This window comes from Streptomyces cynarae (assembly GCF_025642135.1).
Taxonomy (GTDB): domain Bacteria; phylum Actinomycetota; class Actinomycetes; order Streptomycetales; family Streptomycetaceae; genus Streptomyces; species Streptomyces cynarae.
Window position 1 is genome coordinate 6,042,352 of the sequence record NZ_CP106793.1, and the last position, 15,530, is coordinate 6,057,881.

Genomic DNA, 15,530 nt, shown 5'->3' on the forward strand with positions numbered 1-15,530 from the left:
GTCCGCCCGGGACCCTCGATGCATGACCAGCATGACCAGCATGACCCGGACGACCGGGCAACCCGTCATCGAAGTCGACGCTCTGCGCAAGTCCTACGGCGGCAGGGCCGTCGTCGACGGTGTCTCCTTCGCCGTCGAGGAGGGCGAGATCTTCGGGATCCTCGGCCCGAACGGCGCCGGCAAGACCACCACCGTCGAGTGCGTCGAGGGCCTGAGGGTCCCGGACGCGGGCCGCGTCCGGGTCACCGGCCTGGACCCCGTCGCCGACCACGAGCGGGTCTCCCGGGTGCTCGGTGCCCAGCTCCAGCAGAGCGAGTTGCAGCCCAAGCTCACCGTTCGCGAGGCGCTCGAACTGTACGCCTCCTTCCATCCGAGCCCGGCCGACTGGCGCCCCCTCGCCGAACGCCTCGGCCTGACCCAGAAGCTGACCACCCGGTTCGCCAGGCTTTCCGGCGGGCAGAAACAACGCCTGTTCATCGCGCTGGCGCTGATCGGCAACCCCCGGGTCGTCGTCCTGGACGAGCTGACCACCGGGCTCGACCCGCGCGCCCGCCGTGACACCTGGGAGCTGATCGAGGACGTCCGTGCGGGCGGCGTCACCGTCCTCCTGGTCACCCACTTCATGGAGGAGGCCCAGCGGCTGTGCGACCGGATCGCCGTCATCGACAAGGGAAGGGTGGCCGCCCTGGACACGCCGGCCGGTCTCATCCAGCGCTCGGCGAGCGCGACCGTCATCAGCTTCACGCCGTCCGCCGCGCTGGACGACGCTGAGCTGAACGCCCTGCCCGCGCTCGCCTCCGTCGCGCACAAGGACGGCCGGATCACGTTGTCCGGCACCGACGAGACCGTCAACGCCGTCATCACCCTCCTCGCCCGCCACCACATCACCGCCCATCAGCTCCGAGTCATGGACGCCACCCTCGACGACGCGTTCCTGGACCTGACGAAGGAGACCGCGGCATGAACACCGCCGTCCTGCGCACCGAGTTCCGTCTCTTCCGCCGTGAACCCGGCGCCGTGTTCTGGATCGCCCTGTTCCCGACCCTGCTCCTGGTGATACTCGGCTCGATCCCGTCGTTCCGGGAGGCCGACAAGTCCCTGGGCGGGCTGCGTCCGGTCGACGCCTACGTGCCCATCGCCGTGCTGATCGCCCTGATCATGTCCGGGGTTCAGGCGCTGCCCCAGGCCCTGACCGGCCACCGGGAGCGGGGCATCCTGCGCCGGATGCGGCTCACCCCCGTGCGGCCCTCCGCCCTGCTGTCGGCGCAGATGGTCGTGCAGGGCACGGTGGCGCTGGCATCGGCGCTGCTCGCGCTCGCCGTCGGCCGCCTCGCCTTCGACGTGACGCTGCCCAGGCAGACGGCCGGCTATCTGCTGGCCCTGCTGCTCGCGACCGCGGCGGCCCTCGCTCTCGGCTCCGTCGTCTCGGCGCTGTCCCGGACCACGAAGATCGCGGGTGCGGTCGGAACGGCGGTGTTCTTCCCGATGATGTTCTGCGCGGGCGTGTGGCTGCCGGTGCAGGCCATGCCGGACCTGCTCCGGAGGATCGTCGGCTGCACGCCCTTCGGAGCGGCGGCGCAGGCCCTCAACCAGGCGGCGGCCGGGCATTGGCCGGGCTGGAGCCACCTCGGGGTGCCGGCGGTGTGGATCCTGCTGCTGACGGGTGCCGCAAGCCGCTGGTTCCGCTGGGAGTAGGAGCGGGGCCGTGCAGACTGGGGACATGACCGGGGCGGACACGCAGATCGAACGGCGCTGGGAGCAACTGCACACCTGGGGGCCGTACGGGCTGCTCGGCATCGGCTTCGTCCCCGCACTCGCGACCGCCGACCCGCACGCCGGCCCGGCCAAGTGGTACACCGCCTGGGCCCTGCTCGGTGCCGCGGTCGCGCTCCAGCTGTGGTGGCACAGCACCCGTCCCAGCGGGCCCGACCGGCGCCGGACGCCGTCCCGGGCCGGGACGGCGTACTACATCGTCCGCTGGGCCCTCGCCTTCGCCCTCACCTGGCTCAACCCGTTCTTCGCCTTCTACGCCGCCGCCGGCTACATGGACGCCGACGAGACCCTCCCGGGCAGGTGGCAGCGGCTCGGACTGCTCGCGAGCGCGGTCACCGTGGCCGGCGCGCAGGCCGGTGGGATGCCGTTCGGCAGCGTGGTCCAGTGGATCGTCTTCGCCGCCCTCCTGGTAGCCAACTCCGGCCTGCAGATGGTGGTCGCCCATCTCACCGAGCAGGAGACACGGCGCTCCCACGAGCGCACCGAGACCATCGCCGAACTCGAGCGCACCAACGCGGCGTTGCACCAGGCCCTCGACGAGAACGCCGCCCTTCACGCCCAACTCCTCGTCCAGGCACGGGAGGCGGGGGTCGCCGACGAGCGGCGGCGCCTCGCGGCCGAGATCCACGACACCATCGCGCAGGGCCTGACCGGCATCATCGCCCAGCTTCAGGTCGTGGCGGGCGCCCCCGACCTGGCCACCGCCCGCACGCATCTGGACCGCGCCTCGGCCCTGGCACGGCACAGTCTCGGCGAGGCCCGCCGCTCCGTGCACAACCTGGCGCCGGTGGCGCTGGAGAACGACGGACTGCCCGAAGCGCTGAAGAAGACGGTCACCGAATGGGGTGAACGGTCGGGCGTACGGGCGGAGTTCACGGTCGTCGGCGCCGTGGAACAGCTCCACGAGGAGGTCGCGGCCACCCTTCTGCGCATCGTCCAGGAAGCCCTGTCCAACGCCGCTCGCCACGCCCAAGCCTCCCGCGTCGGCGTCACCCTCTCCTTCCTGGGCGACGAGGTCATCCTCGACATCCGCGACGACGGCACCGGATTCGAACTCCTCGGTCTCCCCGCCCGATCCATCCCCCACTCTCGACTTCGCTCGAGCGGGGGGACCCCCACCGGCGGCTTCGGCCTCGACGGCATGCGCGCCCGCGCCGAACGCATCGCCGGCTCCCTCACCGTGGAGACCGAGCCGGGGCAGGGCACGGCGGTGTCGGCTCGCGTACCGTTGGTGCGCCATGACCGATGACGCCGTGATCTCCTTGCTGATCGTCGACGACCACCCCGTCGTAAGGGACGGCCTGCGCGGCATGTTCGAGTCCGCGCCCGGCTTCAGGGTCCTGGGCGAGGCGTCGAACGGCGTCGAGGCGGTCGACAAGGGCGCCTCCCTCGACCCGGACGTGATCCTGATGGACCTGCGCATGCCCGGCGGCTCGGGCGTGGACGCCATCCGGGAGCTGACCCGCCGGGCCGCCCGCGCCAAGGTCCTCGTCCTGACCACCTACGACACCGACTCCGACACCCTGCCCGCGATCGAGGCGGGCGCGACGGGCTACCTCCTCAAGGACGCCCCGCGCGACGAGCTGCTCACCGCGGTCCGGGCTGCCGCCGAAGGCCGTACGGTCCTGTCCCCGGCCGTCGCCTCCCGTCTGGTCTCCGCCGTCCGCTCCCCGGCCCCCGGCAGCGAGCCCCTCTCCGCCCGCGAACGGCAGGTCCTCGCCCTGGTCGCGAAGGGCACCTCCAACCGTGAGATCGCCCGCGAGCTGTTCATCAGCGAGGCCACCGTGAAGACCCACCTCAGCCACCTGTACGCCAAACTCGGCGTCAACGACCGCGCTGCGGCGGTGGCGGTGGCCTACGACCGGGGGATCCTGGGCTGACGGCGGCAGAGCCCGGACAGGCCCTCAGCCGGCGACCTTCAGCAGCAGCACCGCCCGGGCCGGCACCGTCACCGTCGCGCCCGCCCGGTACTCCGTCCCCGGGGCCTGCGCCTGTTCCTCGCGGGAGGTGTCCACGACCAGTTCGTAGCGCTCGGCCCACGGCGGCCCCGGCAGCAGGAAGCTCACCGGGCGGTCCCCGGCGTGCAGAACCGCGAGAAAGCTGTCGTCCACCACGGGTGCGCCCCGGGCGTCCCGGCCCGGTATGTCCCGGCCGGACAGATACATGCCGAGGGTCGCGGCAGGCGCGTACCAGTCGCGTTCCGTCATCTCCGCTCCGCGGGGCGTGAACCACGCCAGGTCCCTCAGGCCGTCCGCCGCCTGCGGCCGGCCGGAGAAGAACGCCCTGCGGCGCAGCACCGGATGGCGGTGGCGCAGCGCTATCAGACGGGACGTCAGGTCGAACAGCGTCCGCCAGCCGGGGTCGGCCGGCATGCTCCAGTCCACCCAGCCGATCTCGTTGTCCTGGCAGTAGGCGTTGTTGTTGCCGCGCTGGGTGCGGCCCATCTCGTCGCCCGCGACCAGCATGGGCACGCCCGTCGAGAGCAGGAGGGTCGTCAGGAGGTTCCGCAGCTGCCGGCGCCGCAGCGCCCGTATCCGCTCGTCGTCGGTGTCGCCCTCCGCACCGCAGTTCCAGGAGCGGTTGTCGTCGGAGCCGTCTCGGTTGCCCTCGCCGTTGGCCTCGTTGTGCTTGCGTTCGTACGACACCAGGTCGCGCAGGGTGAAACCGTCGTGCGCGGTGACGAAGTTGACCGACGCGTACGGGCGGCGGCCGCCCCACGCGTACAGGTCGCTCGACCCCGACAGGCGGTAGCCGAGGTCCCGCACGTCCGGCAGCGCCCCACGCCAGAAGTCCCGTACAGCGCCCCGGTAGCGGTCGTTCCACTCCGTCCACAGCGGGGGGAACGCCCCGACCTGGTAGCCGCCCGAGCCCACGTCCCACGGTTCCGCGATCAGTTTCACCCGGCGCAGCACCGGGTCCTGGGCGATGACCGCGAGGAAAGGGGAGAGCATGTCGACGTCGTGCATGGACCGCGCGAGCGCCGCCGCCAGGTCGAAGCGGAAGCCGTCCACGCCCATCTCCGTCACCCAGTAGCGCAGCGAGTCGGTGATCAGGCGCAGCACCTGCGGCTGCACCACGTGCAGGGTGTTGCCGCAGCCGGTGTAGTCCGCGTAGCGGCGCGGGTCGGACTGCAACCGGTAGTAGCCGCGGTTGTCGATGCCCTTCAGCGACAGCGTCGGACCCAGCTCGCCCGCCTCCGCGGTGTGGTTGTACACAACGTCGAGGATCACCTCGATCCCGGCCGCGTGCAGCGCCTTCACCATGCGCTTGAACTCGCCCACCTGCTGGCCGGCCGTGCCGGTGGAGGCGTAGGCGGCGTGCGGGGCGAAGTAGCCGATCGAGTTGTAGCCCCAGTAGTTCCTCAGGCCACGCCGCAGCAGGTGGTCCTCGTGCGCGAACTGGTGCACGGGCAGCAGCTCGACGGCTGTCACGCCCAGCTTCACCAGGTGCTCGATCGCCGCCGGGTGCGCGAGGCCGGCGTAGGTCCCGCGCAGCTCCTCGGGGATGTCCGGGTGCAGGCGCGTGAAGCCGCGCACGTGCAGCTCGTAGATCACCGAGTCCGCCCACGGCGTCTTCGGGCGGTGGTCGTCCGCCCAGTCGTCGTCATCGTGCACCACGACGCCCTTGGGGACGTGCGGCGCGGAGTCCCGGTCGTCGCGCACGGTGTCGGCGACGTTCTGGTCGGGCCAGTCCCGCACGTGCCCGTACACCTCGGGCGGCAGGGAGAACTCCCCGTCGACCGCGCGCGCGTACGGGTCGAGGAGCAGCTTCGCCGGGTTCCAGCGGGCGCCGGTCCACGGGTCCCAGCGGCCGTGCACCCGGTAGCCGTACCGCTGCCCCGGCATCACGCCCGGGACGAAACCGTGCCATATCTCGTGCGTCAGTTCGGTCAGCCGGACGCGGGTCTCCCGGCTCTGCGGACCCGGGCCGTCGAACAGGCACAGTTCGACCGCCTCCGCGCCCCCCGCCCACAGCGCGAAGTTCGTGCCCGCGACCCCGTCCGGGCCGCCCGGAAGCGCGCCCCGAGCGGGGTCGGCGCACCCGGCCACACGGGCACCGTGGGCACCGGGCGCCGCCTGCCGTTCAGCACGGCGGCAGAGCGCGCGGACCGTCCCTCGCCCGCCTGCTCCTCCTGCACTGCCTCCTGCTCGGCTGCGCTGGACACGTACACGCCTCCCGCGGCTCGCGGAACGACGGGAAAACGGGTGCACGGCGTCCCGGCCGCGTACCTGATCCCGTCGTCCTCCCCCCTGTTCTGCCCAGTGCGCGGCTCGCACTCACGTTTCCCGGGAGCGGCTGGGTCGTTGAGATCGTCGTGACGCACGTACACACGCGCGCGCGGCGCGCGGGCGCCGCACTGGCCGCGGCACTGACCTGGGCGGCCCTCCTGGCCGGCTGCACCGGCCATGGACTCGACGGCGTCTTCGGAAAGAATCCGGCGCCCGCGGACCTCATCCGGATCTCCCCCGACGACGGCAGCAGGGCCGTGCCCGCCGACCGGCGGCTGAGGGTACGGGTGGTGAGCGGCCGCCTGGAGTCGGTGACCGTCGTCAGGTCCCAGGACGCCCGGCGGTCCGCGGTCCCCGGCCGTCTCTCGGCGGACGGCACCGTCTGGGAGCCGGACGACCCCCGTCTCGCCCTCGCCGCCCGGTACACGGTCGACGCGGTGGCCCGCGACGGTGGCGGCCGCCGCTCGGCCCGTCACGCGACGTTCACCACCTACGTCCCGGAGCAGCGGTTCACCGGGTACGTCATCCCGGAGGACCGCTCGACCGTCGGCACGGGAATGATCGTGTCCGTTCAGTTCGACCGGCAGATCGCGAACCGGGCCGCCGTCGAGCGCGCGATCCGTGTGACCGCCAGGCCCGCCGTCGAGATCCGCCCGCACTGGTTCGGCAGGGACCGCCTCGACTTCCGACCCGAGCACTACTGGAAGCCGGGCACCCGAGTGACCGTCACCCTGCGGCTGCGCGACGTGGAGGGCGCGCCCGGGGTCTACGGACAGCAGTACCGGACCGTCGCCTTCACCATCGGGCGCAGCCAGGTGTCCCTCGTGGACGCGGCCCGGCACACGATGCGGGTCCGCCGCGACGGCCGGCTGCTCGCCACCCTGCCGATCACCGCGGGCGCCCCGAAGACCACCACGTACAACGGGAAGATGGTGGTGATGGAGAGGCTCCCGGTCACCCGCATGAACAGCCGCACGGTCGGCTTCGGCGGCGAGTACGACATCACGGACGTCCCGCACGCCATGCGCCTGACCGAGTCCGGCACCTTCGTCCACGGCAACTACTGGGCCCCGGAGGCCCCCGGGCACAGCAACGTCAGCCACGGCTGCGTGGGCCTGAAGGACGTCAGGGGCGGCGGCTCCGACACCCCTGCGGGCTGGTTCTTCGACCGCAGCCTCGTCGGCGACGTCATCGAGGTCGTGCACAGCGACGACAAGCAGGTCGCTCCCGACAACGGGCTCGGCGGGTGGAACATGAGTTGGAGCGACTGGACAGCGGGCGGGGCCGTCGACCAGTCCTGACCGGCCCGGTGTCACGGGAGCATTCGGCGTTTCGAGCATCGAAACGGACTTTCGCCCACGCCTTCGGCCACCGCCGTGCAACCTCAGGCCGGTGACAAGCATCAAGTGCTATGGAACGAAGATGTTGCCCGCGATCACCCGAAAGGGTGAGAGACCGGCTCAGCGGCACGTCAGGGGGCGCATCCGGCAGTCGGCGGTGCCCCTTCGCGCGGTCCCGAGTTGGGACTGAACAGTGACAGCGGCGGGGAGTCATCGGGCCGTGGCGTGTGATTGATTTGCGCAATGCGCGTGCGGGACGCGCTGCGCAGTGGGGGGCCTGAGGCGATCAGGCCGTGCGAGGGGAGAGGGAACGTGAACGGGCGACCCATATCGGGCGCGTCGACCGGTGCGCGGGGACGTGGTGGCAAGAGTTTCTCGGCGCTGATACTCGGCGCCCTCCTGCTGACCGTCACCGCGTGCGGTGGGGGAGGGGGAGACGGTGACGCCAAGGACAAGGACTCCGGCAAGGCGGCGGCCAAGCAGTCGCAGGCCGTCGTCACCATAGCCCCGAAGGACGGCGCCAAGGGAGTGGACACCGGCGGCGCCCTCAAGGTGACCGCGGCCAAGGGCACACTCAGCCAGGTCAGGGTCGAGGACCCCAAGGGCCGCGAGATCGCCGGGACCATCACCGGCGGGGGTGCCTCCTGGACCCCGTCGACCCACCTCGCCGCGGCCACCACGTACAAGGTCCACGCGGTCGCCAAGGACGCGTCGGGCCTCGCCGCCACCGCGGACTCCTCGTTCACCACGCTCACTCCGAAGAACACCTTCGTCGGCGTCTACACGCCCGACAACGGCTCCACCGTCGGCGTCGGCATGCCGTTCTCGGTCCGGTTCAGCCGGGGCATCACCCACCCGGCCGACGTCGAGAAGGCCATCACCATCAAGACCGAGCCCGCCGTCGAGGTCCGCGGCCACTGGTTCGGCAACGACCGCCTCGACTTCCGGCCCGAGGACTACTGGAAGCCCGGCACCAAGGTCACCGTGAACCTGAACCTCGACGGGGTCGAGGGCCGCCCCGGCGTCTACGGCGAGCAGGCCAGGACGGTGAGCTTCACCATCGGCCGCAGCCAGGTCTCCACCGTGGACGCCAAGGCGCACACGATGGTCGTCAAGCAGGACGGCAAGGTCGTCAAGACCCTCGCGGTCACCACGGGCAAGCCCGGCTACGACACCTGGAACGGCCAGATGGTCATCAGCGAGCGCCAGGTGGTGACCCGGATGAACGGCGAAACGGTCGGCTACGGCGGCGAGTACGACATCAAGGACGTGCCGCACGCCCAGCGCCTGACCGACTCCGGCACCTTCATCCACGGCAACTACTGGGGCGGCGACGCCTTCGGCAACTACAACGCCAGCCACGGCTGCGTCGGCCTGCGCGATGTGAAGGGCGGCTACGACAGCTCGGTGGCGGCCGCCTGGTTCTACAACCACTCGATGCTCGGTGACGTCGTCATCGTGAAGAACTCCCACGACGCCACGGTCGCGCCCGACAACGGGCTCAACGGCTGGAACATGCCCTGGGACCAGTGGATCAAGTAACGGCCGATCCGCAGTGACCGGGCCCGGTGTGCCGCTGTGAGCGAGCACACCGGGCCCGTTGTCGTTAGTCCCCGTTAACCTCCTCCCATGACTGTGCATCTCGAAGTCGCCGAGGGCGTGGGCACCCTCCGCCTGGACCGCCCGCCGATGAACGCGCTGGACGTCGCCACCCAGGACCGGCTCAAGGAACTCGCCGAGGAGATCACGCGCCGCGAGGACGTGCGCGCGGTGGTCCTCTACGGCGGAGAGAAGGTGTTCGCCGCGGGCGCGGACATCAAGGAGATGCAGGGCATGGACCACACCGCGATGGTGCTGCGCTCCCGCGCCCTGCAGGACTCCTTCACCGCTGTCGCCCGCATCCCGAAGCCCGTCGTCGCCGCCGTCACCGGCTACGCCCTGGGTGGCGGCTGCGAGCTGGCGCTGTGCGCGGACTACCGCATCGCCGGCGAGAACGCCAAGCTCGGGCAGCCGGAGATCCTGCTCGGCCTCATCCCCGGCGCGGGCGGCACGCAGCGGCTGGCCCGGCTGATCGGCCCGTCCAAGGCCAAGGACCTGATCTTCACGGGGCGCCAGGTGAAGGCGGACGAGGCGCTGAGGCTGGGCCTGGTCGACCGGGTCGTCCCGGCCGAGCAGGTGTACGCCGAGGCGCACGCCTGGGCCGCGAAGCTCGCCCAGGGCCCGGCGATCGCGCTGCGTGCGGCCAAGGAGTCGATCGACACGGGTCTGGAGACGGACATCGAGACCGGTCTCGCGGTCGAACGCAACTGGTTCGCGGGCCTGTTCGCGACGGAGGACCGCGAGCGGGGGATGCGCAGCTTCGTGGAGGAGGGGCCGGGCAAGGCGAAGTTCGTGTGAGGACCCACCTGGAAGGCGTAACGTGAGCATTGTTCAGCAAGTCCCGCTGGTCCATGCACAGTTGACGCCGCGTCCGTTTTCGTGTCCCTCGATGGGGCGGATTATGGAAGCCTTAAGGCAACCTTAAGGCTGTCGCGCCGGCCTCGCCCGGCGATTGCCCCCAACTGGCTCGTTTCCGCAGGTCAGTTGGGGTGCGACAGCCCCTGGATTGCGATTGGCATATGCCGGTCGAATGGTGAGGAATGTGTGCTTCCGGGGGGCGTATTCCGTCGTAACGACCCCGAGCCCCCCGTTGGACGGCCATGATGGGTCCATGGCGGGGCTGGAGGGTATGGAGCCGCCGCGGCGGCACGGGGGTGCCACCGCGGCACGCTGGTCGCCTGCGATCGAGGACGAACAGGCGCTCAAGGCGCTGGAGTTGTACGGAAACCCCGCCGAGGCCGATGTGCCGCTGCCGTCCCGGCCCGAATCCGCCGCCACCGCGCGCAGGCTCGCCCAGGTCGTGATCCTGCGGCAGTGGGGGCTCGGCCCGCGCATGACCGAGGACGCCGTCCTGCTCGTCTCCGAACTCGTCGGGAACGCCGTACGGCACACCGGCGCCCGCGTCTTCGGATTACGGATGCGGCGGCGCCGCGGCTGGATCCGCATCGAGGTCCGCGATCCCTCCCGCGGACTGCCCTGCCTGATGCCCGTACAGGAACTGGACCTCAGCGGCCGTGGCCTGTTCCTCGTCGACAAACTCGCCGACCGCTGGGGCGTCGACCTGCTGCCGCGCGGCAAGACCACCTGGTTCGAGATGCGGGTCGCCGACCGGTGACCGCGACCCGCCCCTTCCAGGAAAAGGTCAAATCGTCGATTTCAGCATCAACCCGTCCTTAAATGGGGAGAGTGACCACCCCCGTCCCTCCCCCCTCGTCCGACCCGGAGACCGACCGCGGGACCGACCGCGAGACGGACACCGCGAGCACGGCGCCCGGCCGCCGCGCGGCACTGCGCGCGGGCGCGGGGCTCGCCGCCGCCGGTGCCCTCGCCGCCGCCTGTTCCCCAGGCGACACCGTCGTCCACCGGGCCCTCTCGTCCCGCGCCACCGGAACCCCGCGCTCCGCCACCGGATCCCGCGTCCCGGTCGCCACACCGGACCCGCGCTCCTTCCCGGGCCTGCCCGCCCAGATCACGAGCGGTCCACGCAACCGCCCCCGGGTCGCGCTCACCTTCCACGGCCAGGGCGACCCCTCCTACGCCAAGGCGATCCTCGATGCGGCCGAGAAGGCGGGCGCCAGGGTCACCGTCCTCGCGGTCGGCACCTGGCTCGACGAACACCCCGAGGTCGCCGGCCGCATCATCGAGGGCGGTCACGACATCGGCAACCACACCCTGCGCCACCTCGACATCAACAGCATGTCCGAGCAGCAGGCGTTCGCCGAGATCAAGGGATGCGCCGAGCGGCTGCGGCACCTCACCGGGGGCATCGGCGCCTGGTTCCGACCGTCCCAGGCGCAGCGCGCCACGCCGCTCGTCGAACGCCTGGCCCGCCGCGCGGGCTATCCGCACATCTTGTCGTACGACGTCGACTCGCTCGACTACACCTCACCGGGCGCCGCCGCCGTCACCCGCAAGGTCACCGACGACATCCGCAACGGATCGGTGGTGAGCCTGCACTTCGGGTACCCGGACACGGTCGCCGCCGTCCCCGACATCCTGCACGCCCTCAAAGACCGCGGCCTCGCCGCGGTGACCACCACGGAGCTGCTGAGCTGATGCATCCCTCGACCGTCACGCGCGTACTGATCGCCGGCGCCGCCCTCGCCGTGCTGGCCGGCTGCAGCAGCGGAACCTCCCACAAGGACGAGGACACCGCCTCCAAGGCCCCCGTCCGGCGCGCCCAGCCGCAGGCCCCCCAGGGACTGCCGGGCATGCCGCCCGTCCTCGATCCCAAGGACGTCTACGCCGCCGACCGCCCGGGGCAGCTCTCCCCGGTGGTCAAAGGCTTCCGGTCCCGGATCTACGTACCCAACACCAACTCCGACACCGTCTCCGTCATCGACCCGCAGACCTACAAGGTCGTCGAGACGATCCGGGTCGGCCGCCAGCCCCAGCACGTGGTGCCCTCCTGGGACCTGAAGACGCTGTGGGTCAACAACGACCTCGGCAACTCCCTCACCCCGATCGACCCGAGGACCGGCGAGGCGGGCAAGCCGGTCGCCGTGCACGACCCCTACAACCTGTACTTCACACCGGACGGCAAGTACGCGGTGGTGATGGCCTCCAAGGACCGCCAGTTGGTCTTCCGGGACGCGCACACCATGAAGGTGAAGAAGGCGGTGCCGGTGAGCTGTTACGGCGTCAACCACGCCGACTTCTCGCTGGACGGACGCTACTTCATCGTCTCCTGCGAGTTCAGCGGTGAACTGCTCAAGGTCGACACCGAGAAGATGAAGGTGATCGGCCAGCAGAAGCTGCCCCACCGCGGTGCCATGCCGCAGGACGTCAAGGTCTCCCCGGACGGCGAGAAGTTCTACATCGCCGACATGGTCGCCGACGGCATGTGGATCCTGGACGGCGACACCTTCGCCAAGCCGTCCTTCCTGCCCACCGGCAAGGGCGCGCACGGCCTCTACGTCAGCCGCGACTCCCGCGAGATGTACATCTCCAACCGGGGCGAGGGCACCGTCTCAGTCTTCGACTTCAAGGAGAACCGGCTGACCAAGAAGTGGCGCCTGCCGGGCGGCGGCAGCCCTGACATGGGCGGTGTCTCGGCGGACGGCAAGGTGCTGTGGCTGTCCGGCCGCTACAACTCCGCGGTGTACGCCATCGACACGGAGACCGGCCGGGAGCTGGCCCGGATCAGGGTGGGCAGCGGCCCGCACGGCCTCGCCGTCTACCCCCAGCCGGGCCGCTACTCGCTCGGCCACACGGGCGTCTTCCGTTGAAGGAGCAGCGCCTCCGCGTCGACGGGCAGGTACCCCGCCGCCTGGAACCCCCGCACGCTGCGGGCGTTCCAGGCGCGATCACCGTGCCGCCGCGTCCAGGACGGCCCGCAGACCCTCGGCCGCCACCGTGCGCTCCTTGAGTCTCCACCCACTGGAAGGCCCAGACTCGCAGACGTGATCGACGACGGCACCGGCCTCTTCACCATCGGCGACCTGGCCCGCGCCACCGGACTGACCGTGCGCACCATCCGCTACTGGTCGGACGAGGGGGTCCTGCCCCCGGTGGCCCGCTCCGCGGGCGGCTACCGGCTGTACGACGCCGCGTCCGTGGCGCGCCTGGAGCTGATCCGGTCCCTGCGCGAGCTGGGCCTCGGCCTGGCAGACGTGCGCGGAGTGCTGGCGGGCGAGCGGACGGTCGCGGAGGTGGCGGCCGCGCACGTGGCGGCCCTGGACGCGCAGATCCGGGCTCTGAAGGTGACCAGGGCGGTGCTGTCGACGGTGGCACGACGGGGTTCGAGTGCGGAGGAGATGACTCTGATGAACAAACTGGCGCGGCTGTCGGCGGCCGAGCGGAAACGGATCATCGATGACTTCATGGCGGAGATCTTCGAGGGTCTCGACACGGTGGACCCCGACATCCGCAAGCGGCTCCGGTTCGCCGCGGCGAACCTGCCCGACGACCCCACGCCCGAGCAGGTCGACGCCTGGGTGGAGCTCGCGGAGCTGATCCAGGATCCCGACTTCCGCGCACACATGCGCAGGATGGTCGAGTTCAACGCCGCTGACCGGGGACCGGACGTCCCGGCGGGAACGTCCCTGTGGTTCATGAGCCGCCTGGTGCAGTTGGCGGGCCAGGCGCTGCGGCAGGGCATCGCCCCGGAGGCGCCGGAGGCCGAGGACGTGTTGCGCGAGCTGCTCGGTGACGGGGACCGAGCCGCCGTACTGGAGCGTCTGACGGCGGTCGCGAACGTCCGACTCGCCCGCTACCGCGAGTTGACCGCCGTCGTGAACGGCCTCGAGCCCCTGCCATCGCCCGACGAGGAGTTCGCCTGGGTGGTCGCGGCACTGAGGGCTCGCGTGGCCCGTTAATCTGACCTGCGTCAGTACGACAGCAAGACAGACGAAACGCGACACAAAGGGGCGGACCGGTGGCGGACATCGAGGAAGCACGCAAGCACTTCGAGCGGATCGACGCGGACGGTGACGGTTTCATCACCGCCGCCGAGTTCAGGACCGCCCTGGCTCAAGGGGGCGACTGGAACGTCACCGAGGCGGTGGCCGAGGCCATCATCAAGTCCCGTGACCTCAACGGTGACAAGGTGCTGTCGTTCGACGAGTTCTGGGCGCACCTGAGCAAGTGACGCGACAAGGGGGCGCCGGCCGTGCGGGCCGGCGCCCCCTTCGTCGTGCACTGCGTCGTCTCGGGTCTCACCGACGGACGTCACCCGTTCGCTCGTGGACCGGAATAGCCCGCCGTGTCCGGTGGTTGTGGACAGCCCGCAGAGGCTGTGTACGAACACCGATCCCCGGAAAGGGCGAGGCGAGTCATGAAGATCGGCATCATCGGCGCCGGCAACATCGGCGGCAACCTCACCAGGCGGCTCACCGCCCTCGGCCACGACGTCTCCGTCGCCAACTCCCGCGGCCCGCACACGCTCACCGAACTCGCCGAGGAGACGGGCGCGACCCCCGTCACGGTCGAGGACGCGGCCCGCGGCGCCGAGGTCGTCGTGATCACGATCCCGGTGAAGGCCGTACCCGACCTGCCGCCCGGGCTGCTGGACAGCGCGGTCGAGGGGGTCGCCGTGATCGACACCGGCAACTACTACCCGCAGCAGCGGGACGGGAGGATCGCGGCGATCGAGGACGAGGGCCTCACCGAGAGCCGCTGGACCGAACGGCAGATCGGCCACCCTGTGATCAAGGCCTTCAACGGCACCTACGCCCAGGACATCCTGGAGCGCCCCCGCCCGGTCGGCGCCCCCGACCGCATGGCACTCCCGGTGGCGGGTGACGACGAGTCGGCGAAGGCGAAGGTCAGGGACCTGATCGAGGAGCTCGGCTTCGACACGGTGGACGCGGGCGGCATCGACGACTCCTGGCGCCAGCAGCCCGGCACCCCGGTGTACGGCCTGCGCGCAGGCTCCGACGAGGTCGCCAAGGCACTGGAGCAGGCGTCGCCCGAGCGCTCCGCGGAGTTCCGCGCGTAGGCGTCGCGTCGTCGAAGCGCCCGGGCGGCGGGCCGGTGTCGGTCAGGCGTCCCCGGCCCACTCCTTGAGCGCCGCCTTGCCGGAGAAGTTCGCCACGTTCCGGTCCACCGGGTCCGACGTGTACTGGTGGAAGCGCCACGGGGCCTTGATCCGGGGCTTGCCCGCGGTGACGTAGTCGGCGATCCACAGGCCGTCCCCGGCGTAGGACGTGGTGTCGATGGTCAGCCAGAAGTGGCGGCTGGTGTAGAGGAGCACGCGGTTGTCCGGGCGGAGTTGCTTCACCTTGCGGATGAAGGCGTCCTTCTCCGCGTTGCTCGCGTGCGTCCCGTCACCGGTGGTCTCCCAGTCCAAGGCGAGCAGATCGCCGGCCCTCTCCGGAGCCTTGCCGACGAAGTACTCGGCCTGGGCGGTGATGTCACCCGGCCACAGGAAGTGGTAGAAGCCGACCACGCAACCGGCGTCCCGGGCGGTCTTCGTCTGGGCGGAGAGTTTCGGGTTCACATACGAACGCCCCTCCGTCGCCTTGATGAAGACGAAGGAGAGGCCGTCCGTGTCGTACGCGGAGGACTGGTACGCGCTGACGTCGATGCCTCGCAGCATGGGGGCTCCCTGGAGGTGGTGGGGGGAACAGGCATCGACACGGATCGATAC

Annotated in this window: 14 protein-coding genes and 1 pseudogene; 13 read left to right on the top strand and 2 right to left on the bottom strand. The window is 70.9% G+C overall.

All coding sequences use genetic code 11. The features are described from left to right. The first annotated feature begins 22 nt into the window (after positions 1-22). Genes N8I84_RS27540 through N8I84_RS27555 form a run of 4 tightly spaced genes read left to right on the top strand, consistent with a single transcriptional unit; the run spans position 23 to position 3,653 of the window. Positions 23-964 (top strand): ABC transporter ATP-binding protein, encoded by a 942-nt coding sequence (locus tag N8I84_RS27540; protein WP_263232172.1) that lies wholly within the window; start codon positions 23-25, stop codon positions 962-964. Next, positions 961-1,695, top strand: coding sequence for an ABC transporter permease (locus N8I84_RS27545; protein ID WP_263232173.1), 735 nt, complete (start codon positions 961-963; stop codon positions 1,693-1,695). Before N8I84_RS27540 ends, N8I84_RS27545 begins: the two co-directional genes overlap by 4 nt. A 25-nt stretch (positions 1,696-1,720) precedes the next feature. Further along, positions 1,721-3,022 carry a sensor histidine kinase gene (locus N8I84_RS27550; protein WP_263234907.1) on the top strand — a complete coding sequence of 434 codons (1,302 nt, stop codon included), beginning with the start codon at positions 1,721-1,723 and terminating at the stop codon, positions 3,020-3,022. Then, a complete protein-coding gene (locus N8I84_RS27555; protein ID WP_263232174.1) occupies positions 3,012-3,653 on the top strand; it encodes a response regulator in 642 nt (213 codons plus the stop codon). The genes N8I84_RS27550 and N8I84_RS27555 overlap by 11 nt, the downstream gene beginning before the upstream one ends. 24 nt (positions 3,654-3,677) lie before the next feature. Here N8I84_RS27555 and glgX read toward each other — a convergent pair. Then, positions 3,678-5,938: pseudogene (gene glgX, locus N8I84_RS27560) on the bottom strand (glycogen debranching protein GlgX). Positions 5,939-6,088: 150 nt separating this feature from the next. On the opposite strand from glgX, the gene N8I84_RS27565 reads away from it, so the two are divergent. The 9 genes from N8I84_RS27565 to N8I84_RS27605 all read left to right on the top strand — a co-directional run bounded on the left by N8I84_RS27565 (position 6,089) and on the right by N8I84_RS27605 (position 14,879). Beyond that, complete coding sequence (locus N8I84_RS27565) at positions 6,089-7,303, top strand: L,D-transpeptidase (RefSeq protein ID WP_263232175.1); 1,215 nt, start codon at positions 6,089-6,091, stop codon at positions 7,301-7,303. Positions 7,304-7,654: 351 nt separating this feature from the next. Continuing rightward, positions 7,655-8,884, top strand: coding sequence for a L,D-transpeptidase (locus tag N8I84_RS27570; protein WP_263232176.1), 1,230 nt, complete (start codon positions 7,655-7,657; stop codon positions 8,882-8,884). Between the two features lie 87 nt (positions 8,885-8,971). Further along, positions 8,972-9,739 carry an enoyl-CoA hydratase/isomerase family protein gene (locus N8I84_RS27575; RefSeq protein WP_263232177.1) on the top strand — a complete coding sequence of 256 codons (768 nt, stop codon included), beginning with the start codon at positions 8,972-8,974 and terminating at the stop codon, positions 9,737-9,739. 313 nt (positions 9,740-10,052) lie between these two features. After that, entirely contained in the window at positions 10,053-10,556 is a 504-nt protein-coding gene (locus tag N8I84_RS27580) for an ATP-binding protein (protein WP_313884293.1), read from the top strand. Positions 10,557-10,618: 62 nt separating this feature from the next. After that, positions 10,619-11,497, top strand: coding sequence for a polysaccharide deacetylase family protein (locus N8I84_RS27585; protein ID WP_263232179.1), 879 nt, complete (start codon positions 10,619-10,621; stop codon positions 11,495-11,497). Then, complete coding sequence (locus tag N8I84_RS27590) at positions 11,497-12,669, top strand: YncE family protein (RefSeq protein WP_263232180.1); 1,173 nt, start codon at positions 11,497-11,499, stop codon at positions 12,667-12,669. Before N8I84_RS27585 ends, N8I84_RS27590 begins: the two co-directional genes overlap by 1 nt. Before the next feature lie 174 nt (positions 12,670-12,843). Further along, positions 12,844-13,758: a MerR family transcriptional regulator gene (locus N8I84_RS27595; RefSeq protein ID WP_263232181.1), complete on the top strand. Its 915-nt coding sequence runs from the start codon at positions 12,844-12,846 to the stop codon at positions 13,756-13,758. A gap of 59 nt (positions 13,759-13,817) precedes the next feature. After that, positions 13,818-14,030 (top strand): EF-hand domain-containing protein, encoded by a 213-nt coding sequence (locus N8I84_RS27600; RefSeq protein ID WP_263232182.1) that lies wholly within the window; start codon positions 13,818-13,820, stop codon positions 14,028-14,030. A 186-nt stretch (positions 14,031-14,216) separates the two neighbouring features. Then, a complete protein-coding gene (locus N8I84_RS27605) occupies positions 14,217-14,879 on the top strand; it encodes an NADPH-dependent F420 reductase (RefSeq protein ID WP_390898950.1) in 663 nt (220 codons plus the stop codon). 42 nt (positions 14,880-14,921) lie between these two features. On the opposite strand, the gene N8I84_RS27610 is transcribed toward N8I84_RS27605, so the two are convergent. Continuing rightward, positions 14,922-15,479 carry a glycoside hydrolase family 25 protein gene (locus N8I84_RS27610; RefSeq protein WP_263232184.1) on the bottom strand — a complete coding sequence of 186 codons (558 nt, stop codon included), beginning with the start codon at positions 15,477-15,479 and terminating at the stop codon, positions 14,922-14,924. Between the last annotated feature and the right edge of the window lie 51 nt (positions 15,480-15,530).